The organism is Paenibacillus phyllosphaerae, from assembly GCF_014192105.1.
GTDB lineage: Bacteria > Bacillota > Bacilli > Paenibacillales > Paenibacillaceae > Paenibacillus_Z > Paenibacillus_Z phyllosphaerae.
In genome coordinates this window covers 86,113-105,668 of the sequence record NZ_JACHXK010000020.1, presented here as the reverse complement: position 1 = coordinate 105,668, position 19,556 = coordinate 86,113, and the positions used below count along the sequence as shown (strand labels likewise).

Genomic DNA, 19,556 nt, shown 5'->3' with positions numbered 1-19,556 from the left:
TATGAAACGAGTCGAAAAAGGAGCGCTACCTCGCGATGAATGCCGAGTATATTAACCCATTCTTGGAATCTGCTAAAATAGTCATCGAACAGGTTGTTCAGATTCGACCGGCAACGGGACAACTTGGCGTGAAAGACGTTAAATTTGTTGAGAATTATATTTGGATTCAGATCGGACTGAACGGCCAACTGAACGGCGATATCGTGCTGGGTCTAAGTGAAGAGGTTGCGATTAAGATGGTTTCCGCCATGATGGGCGGCTTCGCGATTTCCGAGATGGACGAGATGGGCAAGAGCGCTATCTCGGAGCTAGGCAATATGATCAGCGGCAACGCAAGCACGATGCTGTTCAATCAAGGCGTGCGTGTAGACATTACACCGCCTAAGGTACTGCATTCCGCACAATCGGCTGGCTTCGAAGCGAAGAAAGCACTGACAATACCGCTGATTATGGACGGTATTGGCGAGCTGGATATTCAAGTTCTCATTGCATCTTAAGTCCATTTGTTTACATTAAAGCTCCCGCCGGGGGCTTTTTTACATATAGGTATGCATAAGTTTCACGCTTATCCTTCGGCCTCTATGTCTCCGGAATGCTACGCGCTGCGGCGCCAGAGAATGGCGATAGCCGTTTCGCCTTGAAATATAAGAATTTATAAGTTCACGCTTATCAATCGCCTTGTATTTCTCCGGAATGAAACGCGCTGCGCCGCCAGGGGACGGCGACAGCCGTTTCACCTTGCATTTCGCGCATATGCTCCTTCCGTAATGGAGGCCACTCTGTTAAAGTAATACGAGAGAATATGTGCATGCGCGACGGGTGAGGGATCGGGATTGCTTAATGGGAAGATTGTGGTTATAACCGGTGCTGCCAGCGGGGTCGGTGCTGAAGCGGCTAGAAGGCTGGCGCAAGCCGGCGCCGTACCGGTCATCACCGGCCGCAGCGCGGCGAAACTTGCGGCTGCTGCCGGTTCCATCAAGGGCCGTTGCGGCAGTTATGTCATGGACGTAACCGACAATGACGAGGTGAACCGGACGATCGAACAGATCGCCCGTGAGTTCGGCCGTATCGACGTGCTCGTCAATAATGCGGGATTTGGGCTGTTCGAGCGTTTTATCGACGCGCCAATCGGGCATTTTGAAGATATGATGAATACGAATTATATGGGCGTTGTCCGCTGCACGAAGGCGGTGCTGCCGATTATGAAGCAGCAGGGCGGCGGGCATATCGTCAATATCGCTTCGATGGCCGGTAAGCTGAGCACGGCCAAAGCCTCGGCGTATGCGGCAACCAAGCACGCGGTGCTCGGACTTACGAATGCGCTGCGCGCGGAGCTTGCTCCGATGTCCATCGCCGTATCGGCCGTCAATCCGGGACCGATCGACACGCCGTTCCTGCTGACGGCCGATCCCGAGGGCGGATACGCGAAGAGCGTGCGCAGCTATATGCTGAAGCCGGAGCAGGTAGCGGATGCTATCGTGAAGGTAATCGACAAGCGCATACCCGAGGTCGATATGCCGTTGTCCGCGGGAATCGGCATTCGGCTGTACGGGCTTGCGCCCCGCTTTGCCGACAGGATCGCGGGCAAATATTTGAATCGCAAATAAGGATGTAAGACTAAAGGAGCATTACGACGATGAACGTTGTTTGGGAATCGATGGGGATTCGGGCTGAATTGGCAGCAAAATTGAAGGACAACCAGATCGATCAGCCGACGCCGGTGCAAGCTGCGGCGATCCCGGAGCTGCTGGCTGGGCATGACGTGACCGCAAGATCGCAGACCGGGACAGGGAAGACGCTTGCGTTCATACTGCCGGCATTGCAGCGAATCGAGGCAGGCAGCGAAGCGCTGCAGGTGTTGGTGCTTGCGCCTACGCAAGAATTGGCCATGCAAATTTACCGCGTAGCGGAGCTGTACGGCGAGGAGCTGTCCATCCGGGTACATCAGCTGATCGGCGGCGCTTCGATGCAGCGTCAAGTGGAGAAGCTGAAGCAGCGTCCTCACCTGGTCGTCGGCACGCCTGGCCGGGTCCACGAAATTTATATGGCCGGCAAGCTGAAGCTGCACAATATCAAGTTTCTCATCATCGACGAGGCGGATCAAGTGTTCCAGCTGGGTTCGACCGGTGAAGTGGATACGCTGCTGAAGGCAATGGGGCGCGAGCGCCAAATCGCGTTCTTCTCCGCCACGAAGCCGCAAGCGATGGAGGACGTGGAAGATCGTTGGATGCAGAATCCGAAGACGATCGACGTCACGACGGACCAGAAGCTGCCGGAGCAGGTTGAACATTATTACCTTGTCGCGGACAAGCGGGATAAGGTGGATGCGGCGCGCAGATTGATTCGGATGCTGGAGCCCAAATCGGCTCTGCTCTTCATCAACGATACGGATGAGATCGCCAATTACGAATCGAAATTCGGCTATGAAGGCTTCAATATCGAGACGCTGTACGGAGATGCGGACAAGCAGCGCCGTGCCGCGACCTTGACGCGCTTCCGCGAAGGCCGGCTCCAACTGCTGCTCGCCACCGACGTAGCGGCAAGAGGCATCGATATCGCGGGTCTGCCGCTCGTCGTCCAATTGGACCCGGCGACCGATGCCGACCATTATGTCCACCGGGCAGGCCGGACTGGGCGCATGGGCCGCAATGGCACGGTCGTCACGATCGTTACGCCGCAGCAGGTGTTCATCATGAGCAAGTTCTGCAAGCAGCTGAACATTAAATTGCAAGAGAAGCGCATGTTCCGCGGGCGTCTGTGGGATCCGGAAGAATTGACTTCCTACCAGATCGGAACGCACCGTGACCGCAAACCATCGGGGCAAGCTGCCGATCGCAGACCTTCCAACCGACCTGAAGCAAAAGCGGGCAGCGCGGCTGAACGTGCCCAAGTCAAGGAAACTGCGGCAGTAAGCAGCAAGCCGGAGCAAGCAGGAGGCGGTCGTCCTCAGGCTGGCGGCAAACCGCAAGCTGCGATGACCAAGGCGGCGAAAGCGCAACGCGAACGCGAGCGCAAAAATAAAGGAGCGCCAAAATGGCTCAAAGCCAAGCGCGACCAACAATAACAAGGGATTGAACAGAGGGACCAACCGCATGCGGTTGGTCCTTTTTTACCAATCTGAAACAAAATTATTGGCTGCACCCCCTCAAAAAACGTACACCCTGTCGAACAGTATCGGCGTAAAAGCAAATTCGCGGCAGAGACCGCAGTATGAGGGAGAGTGGCAATTGATGAAGAAGGCAATGTTGAAAAAAGCGGCGGTAACATCGATGGCGGTACTGACACTGGCGGGCGGAGCAACGAGCGCGTTTGCCGATGGCAAAGGTAATGGTAACGGCAACAACAAGGACAAGTACGAAAGCTCGAAAGAGAACAAAGGCAATGGCGGCAAGAAAGAAGTGAACATCAACGTCAATTTCAAGGATGAAAAGGAATTGAAATGGGCGCTTGAATATATCGTTCGTCTCGCTTCGAAGGGTGTGTTTAACGGTTACGAAGACGGTACTTTCAAACCGAACAAGGAGATCACGCGCATTGAAGCGATCGTGGCGGCAGTTCGTCTGATGGGATTGAAGGAGCAGGCGGAATCCGCTGAGGAGCTGGCGACTGAGCTGAACTTCAAAGATGCGGACCAGCTGGAGAAGAAATATCCGTGGGCGGTCGGCTATGTGGCCGTAGCGCTGGAGAAGGATCTGTTCGCTGAGACGGACGCAAGCATTCAAGCGGACAAGTCTGCTACCCGCCTGTTCGCGGCAACGCTGCTCGTGAAGGCACTGGGGCTGGAAGCCGAAGCGAAGGCGAAGAGCAATACGGCGCTGAACTTCAAAGATGCGAAGAACATTCCTGCAGCATCGGTCGGATATGTCGCAGTCGCGCTGGAGAAGAAGCTGATCACGGGATACAACGACAACACGTTCCGTCCGAACCAACCGGTAACGCGCGCAGAGCTGGCGGCGCTGCTTGACCGTACGGACGAGCAAATGCCGGACAATGATGAAGATGCGCAAGCGATCACGGGTACGCTGAAAGCAGCAGCTTCGAACGGTTCGATCACGATCGTCAAGGCCGACAAAACGGAAGTGACGGTACCGCTCGCGTCGAACGTCTTCATTTTCCGCAATGATGTAAAATCTTCGATCTCGGCGCTCAAAGCAGGCGACGATGTCATGGTCCGCACGTACGAAGGCAAGGCAGTATTCGTAGAAGTGACCGATTCCGCTGAAGAAGCGGTTGAAGCCTCCTTCTCGGGTTCGGTGAAAGCAGCCGTTGCCGACAACAAAGTAACGATCGTGAAAGCAGACAAGTCCGAAGTAACGGTGCCGCTGACTGACAATGCATTCATCTATCGCAATGGCGTTAAAGTCGCAGCTTCCGCGCTCGTAGCCGGCGATGAAGTGCTCGTCCGCACGTTTGAAGGCAAAGTGATTTTCATCGAAGTCACGAAGAACGGCGAGACGGCGATTGAAGCTTCCATCACGGGCGCGCTGAAAGCGGCTGTTGCCGACAATAAGGTGACGATCGTGAAAGCCGACAAATCCGAAGTCACGGTAACGCTTGCATCCAACGTGTTCGTTTTCCGCGACGGCGTGAAGGTTGAAGCTTCCGCGCTTAAAGCCGGCGACGAAGTGCTCGTGCGCACGGACGACAGCAAAGCGATCTTCATCGAAGTGACGAAGAAAGCGCCTGAGACGACGGTTGTTACTTACGAAGGCAAGCTGAACAGCGTCATCCTGAATGCGTCGGGCAAAATCGCAACCGTATCGCTCACGCAGGAAGTGACTGGCGGCACGCAAGCGCTCGTGCTGAACGTAGCTGAGACTGTCGTGATTGAAGGCGACGCATCCGACCTGGTTGCTGGAGCGGAAGTAGAAGTTACGCTGACGAACGGTCTTGTAACGAAGATCGAGGTTGAATAATTGCGAATAATACAATAATGATTGCGTAAGTAAAACCCTTGCTCTCTCTGTCACGTGTTGACGGGAGGGTAGGGGTTTTGGCGTTTAGAGAGGCGTTTTCAAATGTGAGGCGAATTTCGGTATAATGGCAATAGTGAGGTGAATGTAATGAATCCGGTATTGGACGTACAACGGGTAACGGGCGGATATAGTCCGCGCAAGCCCGTACTGCATGAACTGTCATTCACGCTGGCGCCAGGCGAGATGATCGGTCTGATCGGTCTGAACGGCGCGGGCAAAAGCACGGCGATCAAGCATATTCTCGGACTTATGCAGCCGCATACCGGCGAAATTCGCATCCAGGGAACGACGCTTGCGGAGGACCCGGAACGTTACCGCAGCGCATTGGCCTATGTGCCCGAGACGCCGCTCTTATTCGATGAGCTGACCGTTGAAGAACATTTAAGGCTGACCGGCATGGCTTACGGCGTCGACCAGGCGCGGTATGAACAGCTGGCGACGGACCTGCTCGGCGAATTCTACATGAAGCCGAAGCGCGGGGCATTCGCGGCGCATCTGTCGAAGGGAATGCGGCAAAAGGTGATGATTATGAACGCGCTGCTGGCCCGGCCGCCGCTCTATATTATCGACGAACCGTTCCTGGGTCTGGACCCGCTCGGGATCCGCTCCCTGCTCGATAAGCTCGTCGAGGTGAAGCGCGAAGGCGCGGCGATCTTCATGAGCTCGCACATCCTGTCGACGGTGGAGACGTATTGCGATCGATTCATCGTGCTGCATCATGGCCGGATGATTGCGTACGGAACGCTGGCGGAAGTGTGCGCGGCAGCGGGATTTCGGGAAGGAGAAGGTTCGCTCGAGGAAGCCTTCTACCGGCTGACGGCGGATGGGGGATCGAATGGAACGATCGGTTGAGTCCTTGTGGAAAGCCCGCGTCGGCGCATTCTGGCGGGAATCGATGCCGTACATAAGCGATATGCTTCGGAGCGGAGTGCCTTTCGTCTTCGCGATGGCGGCACTTACGGCGCTGGCCAGCTATACGTCATTGCTGCGGGATATGCCGGCTGACTTTCCTTTTACCATCGTCGGGATCGCGGCGCTCACGCCGTTCATCAGCTACAATCCGCTTCGCACTTGGCTGAGAGAGGCGGATCTGGTCTTCCTGATGCCGCTTGAAGGGCAGATGGATCGTTACATAAGCAAGTCGTTACGTTACAATGGGCTGGCTGGCCTGGCTGCGGTCTTATTCGTCTGCTTGATCTATATTCCGATCTATGTGAAAGGTCCTGGACAGCTGCATGCGGCACTGCTCGTCGGTGTTGTCATTGCCTTGAAGCTGCTTGGCGCCTATGCCGCATGGCAGGAGCGGCGCATGGTGTGGAACGGCAGCCGAAGAGGGATCCGCGTGCTCCGTTGGCTCGTCACGGCGGTATGCGTCGGAGCGCTCGTGCAGTCGGAGCCTTGGATCGGATTGACTATAACGCTACTCAGCATCGTCCTATTCGGGCTGCTCTACCGCTCCATGAGCAAATTCAGGCTGCCTTGGCAGACGCTTATCCGCGAAGAGCGGAAGACGAAACGGCGTTATGTCGTATTCTTCAGCGCGTTCGCGGACGTGCCGTCGGAGACGGCCAATATCGCGCGAAGAGGGTACTTGGCTTGGATGGCGAAGTCGATTGCCTATAAGCAGAGTAACGCCTTTGTCTACCTATACGCCCATTCGCTCTACCGGACCGAGCTTGGCGGCATTACGCTCCGCCTGACGCTGCTCGGCATGTTCTGCGGCGCGCTTGCCGCCGAGTCCGGTCTCGCATTGGGCTGGGGAGCCGCCGCCGTGTACGTGCTGTTCGTCTGGCTCGTCGGCGTCCAACTGGCGGCACTGACGCAAGCGCATCGGCATTCCGTATGGCGCCATGTCTATCCGCTGCCGGACCGGCTGCGCTTCGAAGCGGTCCAACGCGTCGACCGTTCCGCCTATGTGCTGTGCGCAATCCTGCTGCTGGTACCGCATGCGATCCTGCTGCCCGGTCAAGGCTATATCGCTCAATTGGTCGTCAATGCGCTTGCCGCCGTTGTGCTTATCCTGCTCGTGCGGCCCGGGCGGCTGCGCCGCAAGATGCAGCTGGATTTGGAAGAAGATTAACGTCAAAGGGGAAATCAATGATGGCAGATCCACGCGTAGAACAATTGGCCAAGGTACTCGTCGGCCACTCGATTAAAGTCAAGGAGGGCGAACGTGTCCTCATTATCGGCGAGGCCGTAACCGCGCCGCTCATCCGCGAGGTGTATCGGGAAGTGCTGCGTGCCGGGGGACATCCCGTCACCCAGGTGACGCTGCCGGAGATGGAGCGAATCTTCATCGGGGAAGCGAACGATGCGCAGCTAGCTGACATTCAAGCGATGAAATGGCTCTATGAGCAATCCGATGCCGTCATCCGTATCCTGGGCGAGGAGAACAACAAGGAGCTTACGAACGTCGATCCGAAGCGGATCCAACAGCGGCGGAAGGCGACCTCCGAGTTGTCGCAGTATCTGATGAAGGGCGGCGCCCGCTGGGTGCTGACGATGTTCCCGACCCAGGCGCAGGCGATGGACGCCGGCATGTCACTGTCCGAGTACGAAGATTTCGTTTACAGCGCCGTGAACGTGGACTACGACGCGATTCTCGAATCGATGCAGGCGGCGTCCGAGAAATTCAATCAGGCTTCGAAAGTCCGGATCGTCGCCAACGAGACGGACATCACGATCGATATCTCGGGCCGAAAGGCAGTCATGTGCGCTGGCTACCGTAACGTGCCGGACGGCGAATTTTATTTCTCGCCGAATCATCTGCTAACCGAAGGGCATATCTACTATGAATGGCCGACAATCTTCAATGGACAAGAGATTGCGGGGATCCGCCTGAAGTTCGAGCAGGGCCGCGTCGTCGAATGTTCGGCCGAGAAGGGCGAGGCAGCGCTCATCGCTGCGCTCGATACGGACGCAGGCGCGCGATACCTTGGGGAGTTGGGCATTGGCTGCAACTTCGGCATCGAATATCCGACCAAGGAGATTCTGTTCGATGAGAAGATCGGCGGATCGGTCCATCTGGCACTTGGCCGCGCTTATGAAGCGGGCGGTCCCGGCAATGAATCGGTCATCCACTGGGACATGATCAAGAGCCTGAAGAACGGCGGAGAGCTGTATCTGGACGGCGAATTGGTGCAGAAGGACGGCAAGTGGCTGTTCTAAATAGAAGCGTTACGATAGAGAGCCTGATTCACGCATAACCGCGGCGGATCGGGCTTTTTTAGCAGGGAAAATTTGACAATGAATCTATGGATGGTAAAATCTACTAGAGTTTATAATTCTAGGAGGTTGAAGATGAGAGTTTCAAAGAAATCCGCAGCTGCGCTTGCGGCAACATTGCTCACGACGACGATGCTGGCAGGCTGTGGAGGCGACAACTCGGCTTATTCGATGGATGAAGAAGCGGCCGGGAATTTGAAGGTGACGTATTATGACGAGTCTTATTTCTTCCAGCAGTACGGCAATTTGTTCAATGCGAAGTTTCCGAACGTGGAGATCGAGGTAGCCAGCACCAACTCGATGTTCCGGGACGGCGTAACGGATTACGAGAAGGCGTTCGATGATTTCATCGCCAAGGAGAATCCGGATGTCATCATGGTATCGATGGACCAATACGCGAAGTTGGTCGAGAAGGATATGCTGCTCGATCTGGAGTCGATGCTCACCGAAGAGGATTTCAAGAGCGAGGATCTGCTGCCGGGCATGATTGAAGTGCTAAGGGAGAAGGGCAACGGCAAGCTGTACGGGCTGTCGCCGTCCTTCTACGGGCAAGCGCTCTACTATAATAAGGATCTGTTCGAAAAATATGGCGTGCCGCTGCCTCAGGCAAGCATGAGCTGGCAGGAAATTCTGCAGCTGGCTCAACGCTTCCCGACGACAGGGTCGAAGGATGACCGCGTGTACGGCTTCTATATGGACTACTACAATTTGACGAATCTAGGGATGCAGATCGGCGGTACGGGAGGACTCCGCTATCTTGACCCGGCGGGCACCAAAGTGTCGCTGAACACGGACGGCTGGAAGCAAGCGTTCCAGCTCGCGATCGATACGGTCAACTCAGGCGCCTACTATGCGCAGGGGATGTCAGGGGAGAACGATATGCCCATGGGAGGGACGTATGAAAGCTATTTAAGCCAAGATAAGTTCCTCTCGGGCAAAGCGGCCATGACAATCAGCGGTTCGTATTATCTGCAGCAGCTCGAACAAGCCGAAGATAACATAAAGGACTACAAGAAATTCAACCTGGGCTTGTCTACCGAACCGGTCGATCCGGCCAATCCGACCGTAGGTTCGTCGATCGGCGCGAACGAAATCTTCGTCATTAACGCCAAGACGCCGAATGCCAAGGCCGCATGGCAACTGGTCAAATATATGAACGGCGATCTTGCTGCGAAGCTGCTGTCCCGCACCATGAACGGCAACCTGATGGCCCGTCTGCCCTATCTGCAGGATCGTAACGGCGTCAGTCTTGAAGCGTTTTACACGCTGAAGCCGCGCACAGACATGATAAACCAGTACGAGAATTTGCCGCAGGAATTCTACGGCCCGTTCAATACGGTACTCGAGAAAGAGATCAATTCGGTGAAGGACGGCAAGAAGACGATCGACCAGGCGTTGAAGGATGCCGAGGCCGCCGCTCAGATCGAGCTGGAGAAAGCGAAGAAGGCGGAAGCCGAGCGAAAAGCGGCGGAAGCAAAGAATGCCGGCGCGAGTGAAGGGGAGAATGCGGAGACGAGTCCGGCCACCCAAGAAGATGCCCCGGACGCCGTGAGCGAAAGTGCCGCCGCTACCGCATCCTGATCGAAATGAAAGGCCGCTGTTCCGAATCATCGGACAGCGGCCTTGTTGCATCTGTTGCTTATTTGCTTGCTACGGTAACCTCTTGAACCGCTTTGTAGATCGAGTCGTAGAGCTCCTCGAGATTCGGCTCCTCGATACAGGAGAACGCGACGCGCAGGTCGGTCTCGCCGAGCGCGATCGTGCCGATGCCATACTCGTCGAGCAATCGCTGGCGAACGGTCTCGGCGTGTACGCCCTTGAGCTTCAAGCACATGAAGTAGCCGGAGTTGAACGGGTAGTATCCCCATACATCGCCATAGCGGCCGCTGTCGAGCAGTTCCTTGACGCGGTTCGCGCGGGCTTTCATAATATCGAATTTCTCTTGCTTCTGCGCTTCGAACTCAGGCGATTGCAGCGCATGCAAGACGAACGTTTGCGATGGGTGAGCGCCGCTCGAGATCGTCGCGCGGATAATGCCGAGCGTCTTCTGCTCCAGCGCGTTCAGCAGAGCGTCGGATTTGCTCGCGAAGGTAATGAAACCGACGCGGAAGCCCCACACATATTCTTCCTTCGTCGCGCCGTCGACCTTGATGGCCAGTACGCGCGGGTGCAGATCGGCGAGCTTGCCGAACAGCGATTCATGCAGCGAGTCCTCGAAGAAGAGGCCGAAGTACGCATCGTCAGTGACGACGACGACGTTGACGCCAGCTTCAGCCGCATCGCGGATCGCGGCCACGATCTCATCGCCTTCCTTGGCATCCGGCGTGTAGCCCGTCGGGTTGTTCGGGAAGTTCAGGACGACGATCGCTTTGCCCTTATCCTTCTGTGCGATCAGCGCTTCGCGCAGGCCTGCGCTGTTGAAGCGTTCTTGTTCATTATAGAGAGGGTACTCCACGATCTCTGCGCCGCGGCGTACGCCGAAGGTCAGCTCGTAGTTCTCCCAGTTCTTGTTCGGAATAACGACTGCATCGCCGGCATCTGCGAACAGATCGGCCACGATGCTAAGCCCGTGGGTGAGGGCGTTGGTTACAACCGGATTGCCGAAGCTTTTGCCTTCAAGGGAAGGATTCTCCTTCAGCATCTTGGCACGCCATACGCTGCGCAGCTCTGGCTTGCCTGCTGGAGGCGCATATTCATAAATGTCCTTCGGATTGTACGCGGACAGGGTATCCTGAATGACCTTCAGATGCATCGGCTGACCGCCTTCTGTTGCGATGCCGATTGTTGCGTTGAACTTCTTCGCTTTCGATTTCGCTTCCGCCGACTGGCTTAGAATGCCGACTTTCGGGAAATAAATCGCTTTGCCGAGTGACGATAGCATCGCATAGACATGCGGATTCTCGCTTTCAATCGTCGCGTTCAGCTGCTGGGCAAGTGGGTTCATTGAACTCATTCCATCCTTCCAAATGTTGGTTCGTATGCTTAGGCTCCAAAGTTGAAATCTGTTTAGTCGCTATTATAGCACTATTTAACATCAGAAGCCCATAAAAGACGCGATATTGTCAAGATTTATTATTGTAAAAACATATCCGCGCTACCAGTCATGTAGCAGGCCGTTTTCCTGAAGCACGCTACGGCATACGAATAGGGCTCTAACCGCTCCGCTCCTATACACTATGCGGTATCTCTCTTGCGATTGCTGGGCGCTCAGTGTAGAATGACAACGACAAGAATCGGCAAGCTGCAGGCGAGGTTCCGGCAGCGCCGTGATTTATCGATAGGAGGATTGAGGCGATGCTGCACATACCGCCTTCTTCATATATCTTAAAGCCCTCCTTTGCAAAAATCGTCTGCGAACCCGGCTGGAAATGGCAAAAACGCGAAAAACCGATGGCCAACTATGATCTGTTCTACGTCTGGAGCGGCGAAGGCGAAGTCATCTTGAACGGCGAAGCGTTCCCGGTCGGCAAAGGAAGCTGCTTTCTCTTCCGTCCCGGTGACCATACGAGCGCTACCCATAACCCGCAGAAGCCGCTCGTCTTAACGTATATTCATTTCGATGTCAGCGAGCCGGTCGATCTGGTGCCAGTCCCCTATCGGGTACTGACGGAGACCGTCGATTTCGAGCATCTGCTCTCACGGTATGTCCGGCTCTTCCTCGTCAAGACCTACGCGGCCGAGGAGGAGGCGAGGCTGATCCTGAAGCAGCTGATGATCCATCTGCTGCGCGACGACCTCGAAGGACCGGTCGAACGCAAGGCAAGCAACCAGCTGACCGAGGCGATCCATGAGATCGCCAACTTTATCCGGCAGAATCCGGGATCTGCGCATCGGGTGGAGGATTTGGCCCAGCGCGCCCAGCTATCGCCGCGATATTTCTCGATCAAGTTCAAGGAGATCGTCGGCGTCTCCGTGCAGACGTACATGATCCGCACGCGCATCGAACGCGCCCAGCATCTGCTCATGCATGCAGGGATGAACGTGACCGAGGTAGCGGACGCGCTTGGCTACCGGGATATTTTCTTCTTCAGCCGCCAATTCAAGCAATATACAGGCAAAAGCCCTTCCGAGATCCGATAGATCTTGCGAAGGGCTTTTCTTACTTCGTGGGGAGGCGGCTATTCCTTATGGTGCGGGCAGTAGCGGCGTATGAGGGCGATCGTCTCTTCGTCATGTTGCGCGCCTCGCTGCGCAAGCCCTTCTTCCACCGCTTGCCGGGGAACGTCTTTCAAATTCTGGCCGAACTTGAATTTGGCCACGGTGCGCCTGGCGTCGATCCGGACCACGGCAACGCCCTTTAACCGGGAAACGTAGTCGGGATCGTTCGCGTCGATCGTCTTATAGCCGCCCTCCGGCTGCAGTTTCTGCATAAGGCCTTCGAGCGCAAGTGCCTTCTCGTTCGGATCATCGACGACAACGGCCTGTCCGTCGATCCGGACCGATTTGAAGTAGCTAGTCGCCGGACAGGCGAGGAGCGGATCGGAGAAGTAGGAGGGGATGACCGCGAATTCCTTGGCCACTGCGAACGTTACGCTGCGCTGCTCGCGAATGGAACGCATTTTTTCCCCGACACGGCTCCCGTGAAAGTAGATCGCCTGGTTCACGTACGCAAAGTTCAGCGGCGTAATCGCCGGCATGCCCTCCTCGTCTATGGTGCCGAGAAAGCCGAAGCTCATCTCCCGCAAGAACGCTTCAACATCCTCTATCTTTTCTTCGCCGATTTCGAATTCAGATCTTCTCATGACGCTAACCTCCTGCAATGGATTGGATATATGCGATTCTAGCGCCAATATTGACAATTCAAAAGGTCCAATTTAGCATGATTATAATAGACCAGTTTAGGGGAGAAGGCGAGAGAGATGGATTTTCTGAGCGGATACGACACCTACTATGCAGCTTTCGGGCGGAAGACCGAGGCCTTATACCATGCCATCAAGGACGCAATCGTAAGCGGATTGGCGGAGGAAGGCATGAGGCTCCCTTCGAGCCGCGAGCTTGCCGGCAGGCACGGACTCTCGCGAGGCGTGGTGAATCAGGTCTACGACATGCTGTATGCCGATGGTTATGTGCGGACGGAAGCAGGCAGCGGCACCTTCGTTGCTTATCAGCGTAAGTCGGAGGGGCAAGCGCGCGAAGCAGCGTCGATTAAAGGCAAGAAGGAGTCAGCACATATTGCGCTCTCCGCTTGGGCTGAGCGATTACAACCTGCGTTTCCTCCACGTATAAGGAATAGAAGCGGTGGCGGCTCAGGACAGGTGATCGACTTCAATATCGCCTCGTTCGATTCGAAGCTGTTCCCCGCCGAGGAATGGAAGAAGGTCATGTATGCGGAGATCCGGGCGCTCTTGGAGCCTCATGAGCGCGAACCTGGAGAGGGTTACCGGCCGCTGCGCGAAGCGATCGCATTAGATCTATGGCGGGAACGGGGAATCCGGGCGGATGCTTCTCGGATCATGCTGACGAACGGCTCGATGGAGGCGCTCGCGTTGCTGACTATGCTGCTCATTACGCCAGATGATCCGGTGGTCATCGAGAACCCGACGTATCCTGGCATTGTTCAGGCTGTGCGAGCGGCAGGCGGGAAGCTGGTGCTGGCGCCTGTCGATGATGCCGGCATTGTGCCGAGCGATTGGAAGGCCCGACTGCTGTTTGTTACGCCGACGCGGCATTTTCCGACAGGAGCGGTGCTCTCGATCGAACGGCGGCGGGCGCTGCTCGATTGGGCGGACCGGCAGGGAGCCGTCATCATTGAAGACGACTATGACAGCACCTTCCGCTGGGGAGGCCGGCCCGTTGAGCCCTTGAAGGCGCTCGATCGCGACGACCGGGTCGTCTATGTGGGGACCTTCTCGCGGACGATGCTCGGCGATCAGCGGATTGGCTACGTGCTGTTGCCCGAAGTGTTGGTCGAGCCTTTTCGCAGGGCCAAGCTGCTGCTGCATCCGACAAGCTCGGGGACGGTCAGCCAGCGGGGATTGGCTTCGTTCATGGCCAGCGGCGGATATGAGCGCCATATCCGGCGCATTCGGCGGGTGAGCGGTCGCAGGCTGCAACAGCTTCAGCAGGATATGAAGCGGCAGCTTGGCCGTTGGTTCCGCATCGTGGAGACGGATGCGGGACTCCATCTGTTCGCTTTTTGGCTGGGGGAGTCTGGAAGCTATGCTCGATTGCGTGAGGCATGCCGGGCGGAAGGCGTGTATTGGACGGATGGGGCGAGATATTGGGTAACGGAACCGGAGAAGCAAGTGGAGTCTGAGCGAGGCGCGCAGTGCCCGCCTACGGCGTTGTTCGGATTCGCGCATCTGGAGGAAGAGCAGATTGCGGAAGGCATCAGCCGGATTGCCAGTATTGCCGGTATGTTATTCGGAGGAGATAACGGGGAGTAGGGGCTGATGCTATGAGAAACGCCGCTGTGCGAGAGCGAACCGATACGGTTGCCTGCGTCAGCGGCGTTGGGTTGAGGAATAGAATAGGAATGATAGTGTCAGGCTCAGTCTTCGACGAGAACGCCGAGCCGCTCGCCCATGCGTACTTTAAGCCCTACGGCCAAATCCGAACGCGGGATGAAAGAATCGTCTTCCATTAGGAGCACCACCGTCGATCCGAACTCGAAATAGGCAAGCTCATCGCCTTTCTCGACTTGGTCCTTGCGGGGTTCGACATATTTGATGCTGCTTACGTTCATGGCGCCGACCTTCACGACAGCGGTCTCGCCCGCTCCGTTCCGGATGTAGGTAATGAGCCGTTCATTACGGCTGAGGACGCGCTTCATGTGACGCAGGCCGAAGTCGTTGACCGGATATACCTTGCCGGGAATATGTTCACGCTCCACGATGGTTCCGCTTACCGGCGTATGTATGCGATGGTAGTCCGTCGGGCTTAAGTAGAGGACGATATAGTAGCCGTCCTTGTAACTCTCGGTCCGGGGGGAACGGTTCAACAGTTCGTCGACCGTATAATCCTGCCCTTTGACATTCAGAATCGTCCCGGCTTCGATCGGTCCTGCGCCGGTGATGAGCGCATCAACGGGGCTGACGAGCGCCTCGATCGCGGTGTCTACGGTTCGCATGCCCTCCTTCAATCTGCGGGTGAAAAATTCGTTCAGCGTGCGGTAATCATGCAGCGCTTTCTCAGCTTCTTCGAGGCGAATGCCATACATGGAAGCGAATTTCGGTATAAAACGCCGGCTGGCGGAAGATTGTGCGAATCGGCCTGTCAATTGAGAGATCCATTTGCGCGAGCTGAGCTCGGTCATGGATCTGAGCAGCCACTTGGTCATGCGGGTCGTACACGTCCTTTCTATCGGTTAACGCCTTGTTGCTTGGCCTCCGATTAGTTTGACATATCGCGCGTCTTTAAGCAATAGAGTCTGCGACACCTGCGTGGTGTACGGGGCAGGTTTGGGCCGTCTGCTTTTGGACGATGCTTGGGCTATAAAGAGGTGAAGATCATGGTGTGGATCGTACTGGCCGCGAATATGATCGGTGCGGCGTTCATTTACTTGCTGCGACGTCTCGGAGGCATCTGGCGCAAGATTGCCGATGGCGCGGCGTCTCTGGCATTGCTCGCTGCGGCGTCGATTGCCGGCAGTAAGGTGATCGAGATTATCGTGAATGACGAAGTATTGATGACGACGGTACATGAAATATTCTTAAACGAAATCTTCCTGATCAGCAGCGCCTATCTCGGAGCTTATTTCATTGAGCGGTTGTTCCAGCTCACTATCGAGGGCGAGCGCGAATAACGGTACGGGTGCCAGGAAGGTATAAACATAAGGCAGGGGCGATAGGGAGATGCCGTGACAGAGTTGATGCTAGTTTCGTATGCTACATCGACAAGCCATGTGCGAAGGAGTTGATTAGAGCATGACGCGTCCTCGGATCGCGTTTGTCACGCCGGGCGCTTTTCCGCTTCCTTCTCCCAAGGGGGGATCGGTCGAGCGGGTGATCGAGAAGCTGGTTCCGCAGCTCGCACCAAGCGTGGATGCAACGATCTACGGCCGAATCGGCGCCAGGCTCAAGCGGTTCAGTATGCTCAAGGGGGTCAAATGCCGCAGGTATCCGGCAGCGGACAAGGGCAAATACGTGGCTCAAGTCGCGGCATCGCTCCGGCAATGGGCGCCTGATCTGACGGAGGTGGAGAACCGGCCGCATTATGTACTTAAGCTTCGGAAGCTGCGTCCGTCAAGCCGGCTATGGCTGCATTTGCACTCCTCGACCTTCATACGCCCGAATGCCATATTGCCTGCAACGCTTGCCCGCAGCTTTGCGCAGACGGAACGCATTATCGTGAACAGCGAATATTTGAAGTCGGATGTCATTCGCCGGGTACCGCAGGCTGCACATAAAGTAAGCGTCGTCTATCCTGGCGTGGAGACCGAACGTTTTATTTCGCAATACGTCTATGAAGGAGCGGCGCGAAGAGCGCAGCTGCGTGCCATGCGTGGTTGGGAAGGACGAAGCGTAGTGCTGTTCATGGGCCGGCTGCTCGAGATCAAAGGCGTGCACCATCTGCTGCGCATGCTGCCTCGACTTATCGAGCAGCATCCTTCGATCCTGCTCGTCATTGTCGGCGGCGCGTTCTACGGCTCAACGCGTACCACCACCTATTCGCGGATGCTTCACCGGATGGGGGCCAACATGAAACGGCACGTGCTGTTCGTGCCGTATGTGCCGCATACCGAGGTACCCGACTGGTTCCTCGCTGCCGATGTGGCAGCCGTTCCTTCGAACTCGCAGGAGGCGTTCGGACTCGTCAATGTCGAGGCGATGTCATGCGGGCTTCCCGTCGTCGCCACTAGAGCCGGCGGGATGAAGGAGATTATCGAGGATGGCGTAACCGGCTATCTCGTAAGCCCTGAACGAGTCGAGCACGAGATGGAGCAGCGCCTGCTCGAGCTGCTGCGCAATGACGAGCTGCGCCGCGCCATGGGCCGCAACAGCCGCGACCGCGTGGAGAAGCATTTCACGTGGAAGCACTCCGCCGAGCGTTACTTGAATTTGCTGCAGGAGAGCGGACTGCTGTGAAATTTTGCAGCGAAGGGGTTGCCTTCCTCCTTTGGGCTGAAGTATGATAGGAGCAATCATAAACCATGCGAACGGACTATGGACAGGAAGCACCTGCAAGTAGGCTCAAATTAGAGCTTGCCTGCAGGTGCTTTTTTTGTCAAAAAATGTCGCTAAGTTGGAGTTTGGGTGGTAGAATGTGGTAGGTGTTTGAGAGGGAATGAGAGATTTGATCGTGAGAAGGGAATATGCTATTGGGCAAAAGCCGAAACCCAATTAAGAAGCATATAGATGATTTCGTCATCCTATTGCGGGCGATACACATGCCAGATCGTAGAACTATCGTTCATGTTTCATAGATTTTATCTCGCCAGTGTCGGAGAGGGCGGTCAGTGATTTGTCGCTTCTGCCTGTCCCTAGCGTACCCATAGGCCGTCCTCTAACCAAAAGTTTTCCCGGCATATCCTTGCTTCCAGCTGCGGTATTCCAGTTTCCTTTTCGTCGGAGCCTCTCCGGATCTATGGTAACGCCGAGCCAAGGCGGTATCTCTTTGGGGCCGCTAAATATTTCGTTATTTTGAAAGAACATATTAGGAGGATTTGAAAATGACTACGAACAAGAAAAAAATCATCGCATCCTTTGCAGTTGCAACGATGCTTATCGCTACGGCCGTCCCTACAGCATTTGCTGCTTCTAAGGCTGAAACAGATTTTAAGAAAGCGGCATTGGACATTAAAGTGCTATATAACGCTCGTCAGATCGCTTCTGACGTTCCTCCACAGAATGTTAGGGGAACAGTATTTGTTCCTTTCTCGGCTGTCTCGAAAGCTCTAGGAGCTCAATTGGCATTAAGCAGCAATGGCAAGGAAATTACATTTGCTAAGGCAGGAAAGAAAGTCAAAATAACTATCGGATCCAAAACAGCTGTTGCCAATGGTAAGAACATATCATTGAACGAAGCCCCTTATATTAAAAATAATCGAACGATGGTCCCAACACGCTTCATTAGTGAGCAGCTGGGCGAAAAAGTAGAATGGGATTCCACAGTACAATTCGTTTGGATTGGCCATAAGGACGTGCCCCAGGTTACTGAAATAGCTAACGCTCAGGATGTAACTCCTTATAAATCTTATTATTCTGGAAAGAGTGGACAGTTCATATTAAATGCTGGCACAAAGAATGAAATGAAAACAGTCAGGATTATAAAACCATCTGATTTTCCTTTCAAAATTGAGGATGAGATCTATTATAGGATTGATAAGACGGTAAATCTTGAGGGTGGAGAAGCTTTACAAACCATTGTTTACGATAAAGCTGAAATGGGCCGCGCCTATTATTTGCTCCAAAAGAACAGTCCAACGCGGGCTAGAAATGATGTCAGTTATTCCACTTTTAACGGAAAGACCTACCACTATAATCTAGTGGCAAGTAGTTCGGATCAGTTCGGTACATATGCTGAAAATTATAAAAATGTAAAGTTGAAGAATATCGATTATATTGGGATATATGCTCTAGGATCTGTAGACTCTCTTCTTCTCATAAAGAATGAACTTTAATTGTAGGAGAGTCTTATGAGGATTATTCAGATTAAAAAAGTAACTTCCTTAGTTGTTCTATTAACTTTACTCGTTGCCTTAATAGAACCCTTATCTACCACATTAATCCGCCTTCAAGCTGCTGAAACGTTCAATTGGGGTAATGCATCCATTCAACCATATAAAGACCCGAAGGGAAGTCCAGTTAAACGTTACGCTGTAGGTTTCCTATCGTATGATATTTGGTCTAATTCTGCCGGTGAATGGACAACAAAACCGCCAGGGGCTTCAGTAACAAAAGACGAATTGAATTATCAGTACACATTTTCATTTCCCGGACGAACAATACGAGACGTTAAGATCTATAACTTAAACAGTTCGGACCCAAAACATCAAGAGTATTTTGAAGAATCTAGAGCTAAGTCTAATTCGAACGAATCTAGTTACGAAAAATACGTTCCATATTTCGGAACAACTAGTGGTTCCCCTATGATAACAGATAAACAAATTAATGGTTCAAGCACGACATTTGTAGCTTCGACAGCAGGGAAATTAGAGACACAGCTCGGTGATAGTGCATGGAATTTAAGAAGTCCACCATATGGATCTGATGCTTGCGTAAGTTGTTCAGCGAATGTTCAAGCATTTAGATATTATTTCCCAATGGTTTTTGAAATTGAGTTATATGCCGACGTAATAGTCAATCATTATCTAACCGACGGAACCAAGATTGATGAATCACTCTTTGACAATGAATCGGAATCGATAGTAATCGGTGATCAAGTTAGCATCGGAACAACACCCAATGCGGGAGC

Annotated in this window: 16 protein-coding genes; 13 read left to right on the top strand and 3 right to left on the bottom strand. The window is 54.4% G+C overall.

From position 1 onward, the window contains the following. Positions 1–35: 35 nt before the first annotated feature. The 8 genes from FHS18_RS28210 (at position 36) to FHS18_RS28175 (ending at position 9,782) form a co-directional block, all read left to right on the top strand. On the top strand, positions 36–497 hold the full coding sequence (locus FHS18_RS28210) for a chemotaxis protein CheX (RefSeq protein ID WP_183603736.1): 462 nt from the start codon (positions 36–38) through the stop codon (positions 495–497). Positions 498–833: 336 nt separating this feature from the next. Continuing rightward, positions 834–1,607 carry an SDR family NAD(P)-dependent oxidoreductase gene (locus FHS18_RS28205; protein WP_183603735.1) on the top strand — a complete coding sequence of 258 codons (774 nt, stop codon included), beginning with the start codon at positions 834–836 and terminating at the stop codon, positions 1,605–1,607. A gap of 29 nt (positions 1,608–1,636) precedes the next feature. Next, positions 1,637–3,064, top strand: a complete 1,428-nt coding sequence (locus FHS18_RS28200; RefSeq protein WP_183603734.1) for a DEAD/DEAH box helicase — start codon at positions 1,637–1,639, stop codon at positions 3,062–3,064. 166 nt (positions 3,065–3,230) lie between these two features. Next, the gene (locus tag FHS18_RS28195) at positions 3,231–4,916 is read left to right on the top strand and encodes an S-layer homology domain-containing protein (protein WP_183603733.1); all 1,686 of its coding nucleotides are present in this window, start codon (positions 3,231–3,233) and stop codon (positions 4,914–4,916) included. A gap of 147 nt (positions 4,917–5,063) precedes the next feature. Continuing rightward, a complete protein-coding gene (locus FHS18_RS28190) occupies positions 5,064–5,828 on the top strand; it encodes an ABC transporter ATP-binding protein (RefSeq protein WP_183603732.1) in 765 nt (254 codons plus the stop codon). Beyond that, positions 5,812–7,056 carry an ABC transporter permease gene (locus tag FHS18_RS28185; protein WP_183603731.1) on the top strand — a complete coding sequence of 415 codons (1,245 nt, stop codon included), beginning with the start codon at positions 5,812–5,814 and terminating at the stop codon, positions 7,054–7,056. The genes FHS18_RS28190 and FHS18_RS28185 overlap by 17 nt, the downstream gene beginning before the upstream one ends. A gap of 17 nt (positions 7,057–7,073) precedes the next feature. Continuing rightward, positions 7,074–8,144 carry an aminopeptidase gene (locus tag FHS18_RS28180; protein ID WP_183603730.1) on the top strand — a complete coding sequence of 357 codons (1,071 nt, stop codon included), beginning with the start codon at positions 7,074–7,076 and terminating at the stop codon, positions 8,142–8,144. A gap of 132 nt (positions 8,145–8,276) precedes the next feature. Further along, positions 8,277–9,782 (top strand): ABC transporter substrate-binding protein, encoded by a 1,506-nt coding sequence (locus tag FHS18_RS28175; protein ID WP_183603729.1) that lies wholly within the window; start codon positions 8,277–8,279, stop codon positions 9,780–9,782. Positions 9,783–9,840: 58 nt separating this feature from the next. On the opposite strand, the gene FHS18_RS28170 is transcribed toward FHS18_RS28175, so the two are convergent. Further along, a complete protein-coding gene (locus FHS18_RS28170; protein WP_183603728.1) occupies positions 9,841–11,145 on the bottom strand; it encodes an aminotransferase class I/II-fold pyridoxal phosphate-dependent enzyme in 1,305 nt (434 codons plus the stop codon). A 350-nt stretch (positions 11,146–11,495) separates the two neighbouring features. On the opposite strand from FHS18_RS28170, the gene FHS18_RS28165 reads away from it, so the two are divergent. Next, entirely contained in the window at positions 11,496–12,281 is a 786-nt protein-coding gene (locus FHS18_RS28165; RefSeq protein ID WP_183603727.1) for a helix-turn-helix domain-containing protein, read from the top strand. A gap of 38 nt (positions 12,282–12,319) precedes the next feature. On the opposite strand, the gene FHS18_RS28160 is transcribed toward FHS18_RS28165, so the two are convergent. Next, on the bottom strand, positions 12,320–12,943 hold the full coding sequence (locus FHS18_RS28160) for a pyridoxamine 5'-phosphate oxidase family protein (protein ID WP_183603726.1): 624 nt from the start codon (positions 12,941–12,943) through the stop codon (positions 12,320–12,322). Positions 12,944–13,060: 117 nt separating this feature from the next. On the opposite strand from FHS18_RS28160, the gene pdxR reads away from it, so the two are divergent. Beyond that, positions 13,061–14,587 (top strand): MocR-like pyridoxine biosynthesis transcription factor PdxR, encoded by a 1,527-nt coding sequence (gene pdxR, locus FHS18_RS28155; protein ID WP_183603725.1) that lies wholly within the window; start codon positions 13,061–13,063, stop codon positions 14,585–14,587. Between the two features lie 104 nt (positions 14,588–14,691). Here the strand turns inward: pdxR and asd are convergent, their stop codons facing one another. Further along, positions 14,692–15,480, bottom strand: a complete 789-nt coding sequence (asd, locus tag FHS18_RS28150) for an archaetidylserine decarboxylase (RefSeq protein ID WP_183603724.1) — start codon at positions 15,478–15,480, stop codon at positions 14,692–14,694. A 171-nt stretch (positions 15,481–15,651) separates the two neighbouring features. Between asd and FHS18_RS28145 the strand changes: the two genes are divergently transcribed. The 3 genes from FHS18_RS28145 (at position 15,652) to FHS18_RS28135 (ending at position 18,762) form a co-directional block, all read left to right on the top strand. Then, a complete protein-coding gene (locus FHS18_RS28145) occupies positions 15,652–15,945 on the top strand; it encodes a hypothetical protein (RefSeq protein ID WP_183603723.1) in 294 nt (97 codons plus the stop codon). 121 nt (positions 15,946–16,066) lie between these two features. Continuing rightward, a complete protein-coding gene (locus FHS18_RS28140; protein WP_183603722.1) occupies positions 16,067–17,227 on the top strand; it encodes a glycosyltransferase family 4 protein in 1,161 nt (386 codons plus the stop codon). 584 nt (positions 17,228–17,811) lie between these two features. Then, positions 17,812–18,762 (top strand): copper amine oxidase N-terminal domain-containing protein, encoded by a 951-nt coding sequence (locus FHS18_RS28135; protein ID WP_183603721.1) that lies wholly within the window; start codon positions 17,812–17,814, stop codon positions 18,760–18,762. The last annotated feature ends 794 nt before the right edge of the window (positions 18,763–19,556 follow it).